The sequence below is a fragment of the Streptococcus sp. 517s genome, assembly GCF_054445985.1.
The window spans coordinates 812297-825499 of record NZ_CM136847.1 but is presented as its reverse complement, the minus strand read 5'-3'; the positions used below and the strand labels follow the sequence as shown (position 1 = coordinate 825499).

General features: G+C 42.1%; 12 protein-coding genes. All 12 read right to left on the bottom strand.

What is annotated here, in order from left to right; all coding sequences use genetic code 11:
* Position 1: 1 nt before the first annotated feature.
* The 12 genes from ACVX3R_RS04245 to topA all read right to left on the bottom strand — a co-directional run bounded on the left by ACVX3R_RS04245 (position 2) and on the right by topA (position 13138).
* Complete coding sequence (locus tag ACVX3R_RS04245) at positions 2-1087, bottom strand: TFIIB-type zinc ribbon-containing protein (protein ID WP_458795582.1); 1086 nt, start codon at positions 1085-1087, stop codon at positions 2-4.
* Between the two features lie 48 nt (positions 1088-1135).
* Positions 1136-2452: an SPFH domain-containing protein gene (locus tag ACVX3R_RS04240; protein WP_458795581.1), complete on the bottom strand. Its 1317-nt coding sequence runs from the start codon at positions 2450-2452 to the stop codon at positions 1136-1138.
* Positions 2453-3170: 718 nt separating this feature from the next.
* The gene (locus ACVX3R_RS04235) at positions 3171-3950 is read right to left on the bottom strand and encodes an L-threonylcarbamoyladenylate synthase (protein ID WP_173278551.1); all 780 of its coding nucleotides are present in this window, start codon (positions 3948-3950) and stop codon (positions 3171-3173) included.
* Between the two features lie 27 nt (positions 3951-3977).
* Complete coding sequence (leuD, locus tag ACVX3R_RS04230; RefSeq protein WP_458795580.1) at positions 3978-4571, bottom strand: 3-isopropylmalate dehydratase small subunit; 594 nt, start codon at positions 4569-4571, stop codon at positions 3978-3980.
* Between the two features lie 9 nt (positions 4572-4580).
* The gene (gene leuC, locus ACVX3R_RS04225; protein WP_458795579.1) at positions 4581-5963 is read right to left on the bottom strand and encodes a 3-isopropylmalate dehydratase large subunit; all 1383 of its coding nucleotides are present in this window, start codon (positions 5961-5963) and stop codon (positions 4581-4583) included.
* Positions 5964-5966: 3 nt separating this feature from the next.
* A complete protein-coding gene (locus ACVX3R_RS04220) occupies positions 5967-6236 on the bottom strand; it encodes a DUF1294 domain-containing protein (protein WP_458795578.1) in 270 nt (89 codons plus the stop codon).
* Positions 6233-7270 (bottom strand): 3-isopropylmalate dehydrogenase, encoded by a 1038-nt coding sequence (leuB, locus tag ACVX3R_RS04215; RefSeq protein WP_458795577.1) that lies wholly within the window; start codon positions 7268-7270, stop codon positions 6233-6235. The genes ACVX3R_RS04220 and leuB overlap by 4 nt, the downstream gene beginning before the upstream one ends.
* A gap of 11 nt (positions 7271-7281) precedes the next feature.
* Positions 7282-8844, bottom strand: coding sequence for a 2-isopropylmalate synthase (locus tag ACVX3R_RS04210; protein ID WP_458795576.1), 1563 nt, complete (start codon positions 8842-8844; stop codon positions 7282-7284).
* A gap of 314 nt (positions 8845-9158) precedes the next feature.
* Complete coding sequence (locus ACVX3R_RS04205; RefSeq protein ID WP_458795575.1) at positions 9159-9815, bottom strand: MmcQ/YjbR family DNA-binding protein; 657 nt, start codon at positions 9813-9815, stop codon at positions 9159-9161.
* A 43-nt stretch (positions 9816-9858) separates the two neighbouring features.
* Positions 9859-10491 (bottom strand): copper homeostasis protein CutC, encoded by a 633-nt coding sequence (locus ACVX3R_RS04200; protein WP_458795574.1) that lies wholly within the window; start codon positions 10489-10491, stop codon positions 9859-9861.
* Between the two features lie 93 nt (positions 10492-10584).
* On the bottom strand, positions 10585-10944 hold the full coding sequence (locus ACVX3R_RS04195; protein WP_061420861.1) for a YbaN family protein: 360 nt from the start codon (positions 10942-10944) through the stop codon (positions 10585-10587).
* A gap of 106 nt (positions 10945-11050) precedes the next feature.
* Entirely contained in the window at positions 11051-13138 is a 2088-nt protein-coding gene (gene topA / locus ACVX3R_RS04190; RefSeq protein ID WP_458795573.1) for a type I DNA topoisomerase, read from the bottom strand.
* Positions 13139-13203: the final 65 nt, after the last annotated feature.

The following is a 13203-nucleotide window of genomic DNA, read 5'->3' as shown; positions in this document are numbered from 1 at the left end:
CTTACATTAGATAAATCAACCAAACGATGCCATAGCAAACAATAAAAGTAAGTATTGCAATCGTCATAAAATAGCGCCAGTAGACTCGTTTATCCAAGGGAAGGTTGCCTACAAATTTTCCCGTTTGACCATTCATAGCAAAAACGTACTTTTCATTATTCCAAGTTGTGTTTAACAACCAGACTGGATAAAGGACATACTTGGCTTTGCTATTTTTAAACTCAACATGGCTACTTTCTGGAGTTACCATTGTAAAGCCTTTAACTGTTTCCGCAAATCTATCTTCAGTACTCCTTTTAGCCCGTTTATTAGCGTGGGTGATACTTTCTTCTGCCGTCACATCATAACGCTCGGCCAAATAACCTGCTAAATAGGCTGTTTGAAAGTCAACTGCTTTTGAAACATCAAAAGGTTCAATGGATTCCATCAAGGTATTGTCCATACTTTTAGAACCGTCAACAGGTAGATGAGAAAAGGCTAACTGACCAGAACGAAGGACAGAGTAAAATTCAGTTTGGGTGTAATTGTAATCTTTGTCACTCCAAGTCGTTATCCTAGTTGCTTTGTACTTAATATCCGCATCCGCTTCTGTATTAAATAACCAAAATGGCACGTAAACACCCTTTACTTCATCAATATGGTTCTGATCCTTAAAAATTTTTGGCAATAAACGCTTGCCAAGAAGGTGCTTGTTAAGCGCTTCTCTGGCAGCTTTTTTATCCAGTTTAAACGGAATAACCAACTCTGGTTTCAAATCACCTACCAGACGTTCCTTGAGAACAACTGGATTATCACAATAAGGGCAAGTTGTTGCAGCAGTATTTTCATCAGCAATCAATTGTCCACCACAGGAATTGCAAATAAAGACGTTCAGCTGTTCATCATCCTCTTGCCATTCTTCAGTAGAGTAGGTTGTTGAAGTTGACTCAGTAGAAGACTGTACATCTACCAAACCTTCATCCATGTGCTTGAGACTTTCCATTTCATATTCAGAGTCACAGTAAGGACACTTCATTTTTTGGATTTTCGTATCAAAGGCTAAAGCACCACCGCAACAAGGACATTTGTATTCTAAATTATCAGCCATGTCATCATCTCCTCTCCCGACACTAAGCCAATCTAGAGTTGTCTTGTTCTAAAACGTTGACCCGCATTCAGGACAGAATTTCGGTGCCTGGCCAGAATCTGGAACTTTCCAACCACAGTTACTACAGTGTTTTATTTGATGAACTGCAGGTTTTGGACTGCCACAATTTGAACAGAATTTACCTGTATTTGCTGTGCCACATGAGCAAGTCCAATTATTATCAACTGGTTTTGGACTGCCACACTCCGGACAGAATTTGCCCATAGCCTCATGTCCATTTGGACAGATCCACTTATTGACATTCGGAGTGGCAGTTGCTGCTTGATTGGTTGCTTGTGCTTGGTTAGCAGCCTGTTCTTGTCCCATAGCAAAGAGATTTTGTGCATTCATGCCACCGCCTGCATTGGCTGCCATGCCAAAGCCCATAAAGCCAGTCATAGCTCCTGCTTCATTGCTTGCGGCTGCCTTCATAGCGTCTGCCTGTGCACCAACTAAGGTTGCGGCCGCCATAGTCGGATCTTTCATAATAGCAGTACGTTGAGCCTGCTTAATCATTTCGGCATCTTCTTCTGGGAGAGTAACAGAGCCGAGTGCAATGCTGATGACTTTAAGACCACGAAGTTGACCCCATTTTTCTGAGAGAGTTTCATTGAGGGCATTTTCTAATTCTGTATTGTGGCTAACAATTTGATTCGGTCTCAATTCCATATCAGATAACTTAGCAAAAGAAGGTTGCAAGGCGCTGATAAATTCAGTTTTCAACTGTGAGTCAATTTCTTCACGCAAATACTCTCTTTCAACATTTCCACAAACATTTGTATAAAACAAAAGTGGGTCAACGATCTTGTAAGAATAAACACCTGAGCATCGAACAGAAACGTCAAGGTCTAAACCAATCTTAGAATCTACCACACGAAATGGAATTGGGTTTGGTGTACCGAATTTATTATCAATTAATTCTTTTGTATTGAAATAATACACACGCTGATCTTTGCCAGTATCGCCACCATAAGTGAAACGTTTCCCAATTTGTTTGAAAGTATCCTTGATAGAATTTCCAAGATTTCCTGTAAAAATACTTGGTTCACTGGAGGCATCATAAGTGAACTCACCTGGTTCGGCACAAACCTCTACAACCTTACCTTGCTCAACAATCATCATACACTGACCATCAGCTACCGCGATACCTGAACCATTGGAAATAATATTATCACTGCCCTTAGTATTGGATGATCGACCAGAGACCCGCTTTTGCCCCTTGACAACCATGACAGATTTGTCCATAGACTCACAATAGAAAAATTCTTTCCATTGATCGGCTAATACACCACCTACAGCTCCTAGACCTGCTTTGATAAGTCCCATATTGTACCTCTTTTCTTTTTATCAGTGAGCCATTAATAACTCACTTGCCTACCGCCTTTCTATTTAAATAATCCTTTCCACCTCCCATTCATTGTGATTACTGGTATGAGCGATTCTATGCATATCGACTATTAAAAATATTGTTGACAACTAGTCAATTATAACTCAAAAAAGCTCACTTAGACCCCGACTGCAAGTAGCAAAACATGCGAAGGGAGTCTAAATGAGCCACTTACAGTATAATTCTAGCTGTCATCAGCTACAACTCTCAGTAAGCTAACAAGGAGAGTGTAGAAAGCGAAAGAACAACGTTAAATGGATAATTCTAATATTTATATGATGATGGTGAGGTTCTATCAGCTTGTTTTCAGTAGACAAACTACTCGTAAAACCTCTTAAACAGTATCTTGGACTTTTAAGCACTCAAATGCCACTTAGTCTTTATATATTATGAGTTACATTAAGCGAATGGTAATCTGTATAAATCAGGGTCTCCTAATGATAAATCCCACTAATAAACCACCTTACTTCAAACTCACTTTAAAATGTAATCGTTACCAATTTCTATCTTTATTTTACCTTTTTTTCTAGGATTTTGCATGTTCTATACTGAATTTTTAAAATTTTTAGACGATTGTTTTCATTGTGTCTAATTAATTCTTAGAAATCACTATATATAAAAACATGTGAAAGGATAGGCTTTTAGGGTCTACTCAGCTTAATAATATTCACCCTGACGATAGTCCCATGAGTTAAAGGTATCTGACAGGTGCATCATGATTTTATCAATATCAAGCCCTTTACGGATAACGACTGGTGCTGGTGAGGTTGAACGTGCTCCACCTTGTTCTGGGATGAGTTTTCCGTCCTTATCGACCATAGACACCATCACACCTTGCTCGTAGCGAGTTTCAATCGTTTTGTCTGGTTGGATAGAAGCAACGTAGTCATCTGCTTCGATGACAAGGTCCACTGCTCCTTCGATACGTTCTCCGATTCCTTCTACCTTACCACGGTTTCCTTTTCCAGATGGGTTGGCTGATGAGGCGTAGACCATCTTGCCTTCTTCCCAAAGTTTAGTAGCCAACTGTTCACCAGCTTTACCAAACTTGATGACAAAACAGCTAGTACCACGAACGTCAGTCATGAGTTCTTCACGGCCATCACCGTATGCTTTGAGTTTTTCAAAAGCTTCTGGTTTCCAAGGAAGGATACAACCAAGGAGAATATCTTCATCCCAATGTTTTTGGTAGAAGGCTTCAATTTCTGGGTTGAGTTGTGCTAAAGCGCGTAGCTCGTCCATGCTACCACAAAGTACAACACCTGGTTTGTTACGGTTACGCTCTTTGGCTGCGAACTTACGTTCAAGTCCTGCCTTGTCACTGGTCATAATGATGTAACCAACTTTTGTAGGGCAAACGATACATCCACCCTCACCTTTTAAAATGTCATAGCCTTCTTGAGAAAGTGTTCCGTTCCATTGAATGTGTTTTGTCATAATTCTATATTTCCTTTTCTATTTTTTCTAATTCTGCCAGTAGGCTGGACGTTGTTTTTCATAGGCAGCAATCAAGTCTTCATACTGCAAAGTAATACCGATATCATCCAAACCATTTAAAAGCTTGTGTTTCCATTCGCTATCAATTTCGAAAGTGAATTCTCCAACTGGTGAGATGATTTTTTGTTGTTCCAAGTCCACAGTTACCTGGTCGGTCGGTTTGAGCTGGGCTAGCTTTTCTCTAACCTCCCTAGGCTGAACAATGGGCAACATGCCATTATTGAGTTCATTATTGTAATGAATGTCCCCAAAAGATCCTGCAATCACGACCTTAAAACCATAGTCGGCTAGAGCCCAAGCTGCGTGTTCCCTCGAAGACCCCGCCCCAAAGTTATCCCCTGAAATGAGGATACTGGCTTTACGATATTCAGGTCGGTTAAAGACAAAGTCTGGGTCCTCAGTATACTTGTCGTCTAGATAACGCCAAGCATACATGAGATACTTACCAAAGCATTTTTTATCAATCAACTTGAGAAACTGCTTGGGAAGTATTTGGTCGGTGTCGATGTTATCATTCATGAGAGGAACGGTCGTTCCCGTATAAACTATAAATTTCTCCATATCCTCTCCTTACTGGGCCTCTGGCATTTGCCGAACATCTACGAAGCGCCCTGCGATGGCTGCCGCAGCTGCCATGGCTGGACTGCAGAGATGTGTTTTAGCACCAAATCCCTGTCTATCTTCAAAGTTGCGGTTACTGGTTGAGGCACAGTGGACCCCATCAGGGACCTTGTCCGGATTCATCCCTAGGCACATAGAGCAACCTGGGTCTCTCCACTCAAAGCCAGCATCTAAGAAGACCTTATCCAAGCCCAACTTCTCAGCAGCTCGTTTCACAGGACGAGAGCCTGGCACTACGATTGCTGTTAGATTGGGAGCAATCTTCTTCCCTTTGACAAATCGAGCAGCCAGTTGCAAGTCACTGAGCCGAGCATTGGTACAAGAACCGATAAAAATATATCCTAGTTCAATATCCGCTGGCTTTTGACCAGGCTCCAAGTCCATATAATGATAAGCTCGTTCATCATTCATATCCTTAATTTCTGGAAAACTACTGTCAAAGTCGACGCCCATAGCAGGATTGGTTCCCCAGGTCACCATAGGAGCCAAGTCAGAGACATCCATCTGGATAACCTTATCATAAACAGCATCATCATCGCTGACTAGGGTTTTCCAATCCGCCACAGCCTCTTCGAAATCTTCTGGAACGCATTCCCGTCCCTTGAGATAGTCATAGGTGGTCTGATCTGGATTCATGATTCCCATCTTGGAGCCAAACTCGATGGACATATTGCAGATGGTCATTCTCTCTTCCATGGTCAGTGCATCAATTGCTTGTCCACGATATTCAACCACATAGCCAACACCACAGGCAACGCCGTACTCGGCAATTAAGGCGAGAATGTAATCCTTAGAATAAACTCCTTTTTGAGGAACACCAGTGAACTCTACCAGCATTTTCTTGGGTTTGACCTGCCAGAGGGTCTGGGTAGCAAAGACATGCTCGACTTCACTGGTCCCAATCCCAAAGGCGATAGCTCCGAAAGCTCCGTGAGTAGCTGTGTGACTGTCTCCACAGACGATGAATTTTCCTGGTTGCGTCCGTCCTGTTTCTGGACCTACCATGTGAACGATTCCCTGCTTTTCGGAACCGTGGGCCGCATGTTCAATCCCAAACTCCTCAACATTTTCAGCAAGCTTATCAATTTGAGCCTTAGAAATAACATCTCGAATATCGTAGATATTGACCGTTGGTACATTGTGGTCAAAGGTTCCAAATGTCAAGTCGGGCCGTCTCAATCTGCGCCCCGCATCTCGTAATCCTTGAAAAGCTTGGGGACTAGTCACTTCATGAATATAGTGCTGGTCCACATACATGAGTTGGGGCTGCCCTTCTTCTCCTGTGATGACATGGCGGTCCCATAATTTATCAAAAATCGATTTTCCTGCCATCCATTACCTCCAAATAAAATATAAGGCTACTAGTGTGGTCACCATCCCGAGAAACCAAACTGTTTTAAAATACCATTTTCTAGTCTTGTGGTGAAAGGTGATTCCTGCCAACCAGGCACCAAAACCACCACAAGTAAAGGCTAAAATGAGTAAGATTTTCTCTGGGACGCGCCAAGCACCTCTTCTTGCCTTGGATTTGTCAATGCCATAAATCAAGAAAACCAGCAAATTCCAAATCAAGAGGGCAAGCGTGATTCCTTCATTTATCTTCATAATCTTTCAATGATGGCTTCTGTCATTTCCCTGGTCGAAGCCTGTCCTCCAATATCTCTTGTTAAAATGCCGGCCGCTAAACTTGCCTCAACAGCATGCTCGATACGCTCCGCATCCTCATAACGTCCAAAACTGTCTCTCAACATCATAGCAACAGATAATATCATGGAGATAGGATTGGCAATTCCTTGACCTGCAATATCAGGCGCTGAACCATGAATAGGCTCATAAAGACTTGGCCCCTTTTCAGAATGACTAGCAGATGGCATGACGCCAAGTGTGCCAGATAAAACGCTTGATTCATCAGATAAGATATCTCCGAAAAGGTTCTCTGTCACAATGACATCAAACTTAGCAGGATTGGTAATCATGAGCATGGCAGCTGAGTCCACTAACTGGTGTTCCAAGGTTACATCTGGAAAATCCTGCGCGACTTCCTCAGCTACTCTCCGCCAGAGTTTTGATGTCGCTAGAACATTTTGCTTATCGATACTAGTAACGATTTTTCTGCGACTTCTTGCGATTTCAAAGGCTTTGCGAATAATCCGCTCCACTTCCTCATAGCTATAGTCATTGATATCACGCGCTTTGCGCTCTTCAAGGATATGATCCCCAAAGTAGATACCACCTGTCAACTCACGTACCACGACAAAGTCTACACCAGCAATTCGCTCCGGTTTGAGAGGTGATAAATGCTTGAGACTGTCAAAAATCTTAACAGGGCGAATATTGGCATAGAGATTGAGTTCCTTACGAAGAGCCAGCAAGCCTTGTTCAGGCCGAATAGCTGCACCATCATACTGGGGACTACCGATAGCCGCTAGGAGAATGGCATCTGCTTCACGACATGCCTTGAGAGTTTGATCAGGTAAGGGATGCCCCTCAGCATCAATACCTGCACCTCCGAAGGATCTTCTATCAATCTCATAGTCAAAATCTGTTTTTTCAGCTAGAGACTCCAGAACTTCTAAACCAGCTTCCATAATTTCTGGACCGATTCCATCCCCTGCTAAAGCTACTATTTTCTTTGTCATAGCCTTCTCCTTTACACACTAGGCATGTCTCGGTAGGAAATACTACGCCCCATCTCACCTGCATTCTCTTTTTGAACAAAGGCATTGGCATTGATATAGGCAATAGCCGAAGCCTTCAATACATCGAAATCAAGACCTGCTGCGTTAAAGATGGTTTCTGTATCTCTGTTTTCAACAGTAACCAAGACACGAGCTTGAGCATCAATTCCATCTGTCACAGCATCAATGGTATAGGACACCAAGCGGACAGATTGATTAAAGAACTTATCGATAGCGTTAAAGATCGCTTCAACGGAACCTTGCCCTGTTGCATTAAATTCGACTTTTTCACCATCCATATTAGCCAAGCTAACGAGGGCTTCAATGTCATTGTCTGCATGAGTTTGAAGTTGTAAATCATCAAAGTGGAAGCCTTCTGGATTTTCAACCATGGTGCCAGCTACCAGAGCTCGAATATCTGCATCTGTGATTTCTTGTTTCTTGTCCGCTAGTGCCTTGAACTTAGCAAAGAGTGGTTTGATATCCTCTTCTGTAAAATCTAGGGCCAGTTCTCTTAGTTTTTCAACAAAGGCATGGCGACCTGACAATTTTCCAAGCGGAAGACTATTGCTCTTAACACCAACCAATTCAGGTGTAATGATTTCATAAGTGAGAGGATTTTTAAGGACTCCATCTTGGTGAATACCAGACTCGTGAGAAAAGGCATTACCACCAACCACAGCCTTGTTTTTAGGAACTGGAATACCAGAGAAGCGAGAAACCATTTCTGACGTATTAATGGTTTCATTTAGGACAATACTGGTCTCTGCTCGGTAGTAATCTTGGCGAATATTGAGCGCCACTGCAATTTCTTCAAGCGCAGCATTCCCAGCTCGCTCCCCAATACCGTTGATGGTTCCTTCGACACGTCCTGCACCGTTCTTGACAGCAGAAAGGCTGTTAGCCACTGCCATTCCGAGGTCATCATGACAGTGAGGCGAATAGATAATCTGACGATTCGTCTTGACATTCTCAATCAAGTATTTGAAAATAGCGCCGTACTCTTCTGGCGTGGTAAATCCTACTGTGTCTGGGATATTGATATAAGACGCCCCTGCATCGACCGCTGTTTGAACGACTTGCAAGAGGAAATCCAACTCTGTTCTAGTTGCATCTTCAGGAGAGAATTCGACGATTTCAAACTTAGAACATGCGTAAGAAACATGCTCCTTAATAGCTTCTAAAATCTCTTCCTTGCTCTTATTGAGCTTATACTTGCGGTGAATCGGACTGGTAGCGATAAAGACATGAATCTGTGGATACTTGGCATCCTTAAGTGCCTCGTAACAAGCATCAATATCAGACTTGACAGAGCGTGCTAGACCAGTTACCGCCGTTTTCTTCAAGACTTTAGCAATCTCCTGAACTGCCTTAAATGAGTCTGGACTAGCAGCTGGAAAACCAGCTTCAATGGCTGAAATGCCCCATTTTTCCAACTGCCTTGCAATGGCAATTTTTTCCTTGATTGAAAAGTTAACGCCAGGTGTCTGCTCTCCATCTCGAAGGCTGGTATCTAGAAATTCAACTGTTCGCATAAGATTTCCCCTTTTCCAAATGTGGTTTTAAAAAAACATCTCGCTTAGAAGCCCAAGCGAGATGTTGATTTACTCCCGCTTGGTAAGCCAAACAGGACTAATGCTTTTGCACTAGCCCGAGTACCTCAACAACAAAGCAAATTGATTAAACTTAGCTGTTTTCATGTTTGACTTTCTCCTTCGTTTGATATCTTGTTTAGTATTCTAGCATAGGAAAAATCTCTTGTCAAGAAAAAATCCATTATTTTCTGAAAATTTCTTCAGTAAAGAATATTTTGCTAATTGAAAGTATTTGAAAACTCAAGCGAATTCCCCTATTTTTTCACGGTTAGGTTCCAACTTCTTTCTATCAATTCCAGTACCATTTCATCTGACAAAGTATCATCAAGTGCCATACTAAGCCAGTAGCGTTTATTCATATGAAAGGCTGGATAAATGCCCTTTTGTGAAAGAAAATCAGCTACTTGGTCGTGTTTAATATTGACTGCTTCGACTAGCCCTTCTCTACCCTTTTCCAGCTTATCCCATGGGATTCTCATCAAAACGGCATACCACTTTTGATTGTCTTCATGGCGCAATACAGCTGTATCAGGCGACTTTTCCCACAGATACTCCAACTGATTACCATACTTTTCCTGAACCTGATCCATGATACGCTTAGTCTGAGGACAGATAAAATCCTGCACATCAAAACAATCCTTCCGAATCTGGTAAAGAATCTCCAAACAAGCCTCACGGACACTTCCGACAAAACTTCCCCTCATGCTTTCCATATGCACTTGAGGATAGAGATCACCAGTCTCCTGATCAAAAACTTGAAAGCTCACATTATCCGTTGTGATGGATACAGTCATGACAAAGTAGCCCTCCAAGATCTGGAAACTGTAGCTCCAGACTTCCCCATTTTCTACAAAACCATAGGCATGGGCTTTTTCTTTATTAAACTGATAGGATTTAAAAATTTCAAACATAAGTGAAAACTGCTACCAAAAGCTAGCAGTTCCTTTCTATTTTTTAAAAGACAACCTTGGTTCCATGTAATTGTGTCACGCCCAGTTGGTCGATAAAGGTTTGACGGTTATCCAAGTCAATCCCCCCACCTGGTAGAATTTCAATTTTACCAGCTGCATGTTCCAAAATTCTGTGATAGTGAGCAAAACGTTCTTCTAGCGAGTCACCAGACACACCAGCACGAGTCAAGATACGAGTGACACCAGCTTGGCTGAGCCAGTCAATGGCATCCAACTGGTCTTCATCGCTTAATTCATCAAAGGCCATGTGAAAGACAATTTCCATTCCTTTAGATGCGGCAATCAGCTTCTCAAGATTAGGCTTATCCAACTTTTTATCAGCAGTTAAAGCCCCAAATACAACCCCTTGACTTCCAGCCTGAGCAGTCAAACGAATGTCTTCTAGCATGATTGCTATTTCAAGATCAGTATAGACAAAGTCGCCACCACGGGGACGAATCATAGTCATGATGGTGGTGTCATAATTAGCTGCCAATTCAACCGCTACCTTGGTCACTCCATAACTTGGCGTTGTTCCTCCTACAGCTAGATTATCACAAAGTTCGATTCGACGAGCTCCAGCCTGCATCGCTTTTTCAAGCAAGGTCACATTCTCAGCACAAAATTCGTAAATCATTTGATTCTCCTTGATGTTTTCTTTAAATTTATTATATCATATTATTTTAAATATGCTTTCATTTTTATCAAGGCAAATAACTACTATTTTTATCTATTCTTTGTCAGGAATGACTTTAAAGAGATAGTAGGTGATAAAGACAGTCAAGGCTCCCAGACCGATTTTGACTGGCAAAAGAGGGGCAAAATAAATAGAAATCCCCATCAAGATGTAGATGGATACGATAATTTTTTTCTTACGTTCACGCGCAATAGACTTGGTTTCCCGAAAGTCCGCTACATAAGTCTGATAAAGCTTTGTATGATAAAGCCAGTCTTCAAAACGCTTAGAAGATTTAGAAAAGCAAGCGATAGCTAACAAAAGAAAGGGCGTTGTTGGTAAAAGTGGTAGGACAACTCCAATAACAGCTAAAGCCAGTGAAATAAAGCCAATACTGAGATAAATGATACGCATGATTTCTCCTAGATAAATTACTCTTCCTCTAGTTTCGCATACAAGGGGGAAATTTGTCAAGCTCCAACAAAAAAGAGCCTGAAATTCATTTTCAGGACTCTGCATTTTATTTAATTTTTTCTTCTTCGTAGTCGCCATTGCTACATACAACCTGCTTGCCACCACCACGGACCTTTTTCTCCACAAGGAAGTGCCCGCATTTTGGACAGTCACGGCCAATTGGTTTGTCCCAAGAAGTAAACTCACATTCTGGATAGCGATTGCAACCATAGAAGATACGATTGCGCTTGGTTTTGCGTTCGATGATTTGTCCTTGATGACAGCTTGGACACTCGACTCCAATCTCTTTGACAATCGCTTGTGTGTGACGACAGTCTGGGAAATTACTACAAGCATAGAATTTACCAAAACGTCCTAGCTTAATCACCATCGGACTGCCACAAACTTCACAGTCAAATCCAGCAGGCTCATCCTTGATCTGGATTTTTTCCATTTCAGCTTCAGCCTTGGCTACTTCTTTGGAGAATGGTTTATAAAATTCGTCAATAACCCGTTGCCATTGCTCTTTACCAACTTCGACATCATCCAGTTTCCCTTCCATCTCAGCTGTGAAGGTCACGTTTACGATATCTGGGAAATATTCAACAATGAGTTTATTAACAATTTCTCCCAGTTCTGTCGGTTCAAAGCGTTTAGCTGCCAGACGAACGTAGTAACGTTTTTGAATGGTTTCTATAGTCGGAGCATAGGTTGACGGACGTCCAACTCCATTTTCCTCCAAGGTCTTGATAAGGGTCGCTTCCGAATAGCGAGCAGGTGGTTGGGTGAAATGTTGCTCTGGCTTGCTATTGACTTGCTTGACCACATCTCCAACAGCCATATCTGGTAACATTTTGTTCTTGTCAGAGTCATTGTAAATAGCAAGATAACCATCAAACTTAACTTGGCTTCCATTTGCCGCAAACTGAACCCCATTTTGAGAGAGCTTAACAGCCATGGTATCAAAGATAGCGCCTGTCATCTGGCTGGCCACAAAACGGTTCCAGATCAGGGTATAAAGCTTGAGTTGATCTTTGTCCAAGTACTTAGCGATGCTTTCAGGTGTGTTGAAGACACTAGATGGACGAATGGCTTCGTGAGCATCTTGAGCACCTGATGCATTCTTGACCCTGCTACCATGCTTGGAATACTTGCTACCAAAACGGTCGTTAATGTAGCTTGCCGCTTCGTTCTGAGCCACAGGACTGATACGAGTCGAGTCTGTACGCATATAGGTAATCAAACCTTGCACACCTGATCCGATATTGATCCCTTCATAGAGCTGTTGGGCCACCATCATAGTCTTTCGAGTACGGAAATTGATTTTGTTAGCAGCATCCATCTGCATGGTTGAAGTTGTATAAGGTAGGGGCGCATTGCGTTTGCGTTCTTTCTTATCTACCTGGTCTACTGTGAAATCTTTACTAGTCAAATGGGACAAGACTTCTTTGACTTCTTCATTAGTGGTCAATTTCATCTTTTTGCCATTCATACCATAGAAAGAAGCCTGAAATTGCTTGGTACCCTTCTTAAAGACACCATCAATTGTCCAGTATTCTTCCGGTTGGAAGGCATTGATTTCATTTTCACGGTCAATGATGAGCTTAAGGGCAACCGACTGCACCCGCCCTGCTGATAAGCCCTTCTTGACCTTTTTCCACAAAATTGGCGAAATCGAATACCCGACCAAGCGGTCCAAGACACGACGAGCTTGTTGGGCGTCGACCAAGTCCATATCAATCTTGCGAGGTTCTTTAAAGGCATTTTTTACCGCGTCCTTGGTGATTTCATTAAAGACTACACGGTTGGCATCATTCTCGTCCAAGTTGAGAATGTGAGCCAAATGCCAGGAAATTGCTTCTCCCTCTCGGTCCGGGTCACTCGCCAGAAAGACTTTATTGGCCTTTTTGGCTTCTTTTTTCAAGTCATTGATGAGAGGACCTTTTCCTCGGATATTGATATACTGCGGTTCATAGTTATTTTCAATGTCGACCGACATACTGGATTTTTTCAAATCACGGATATGCCCGACACTGGCTAGAACCTTGTAGTTTCTGCCTAGATATTTCTCAATCGTTTTCGCCTTAGCAGGCGACTCTACGATGACTAGATTTTTTTTAACTGTTGATTTTTTCTTCTTTGTTGCCGTAGCCACACTATCACACCTTTTCAAAGTAATAAACTTTATAAAGTGTAAACCATTTTGCCATAACTGTCAAG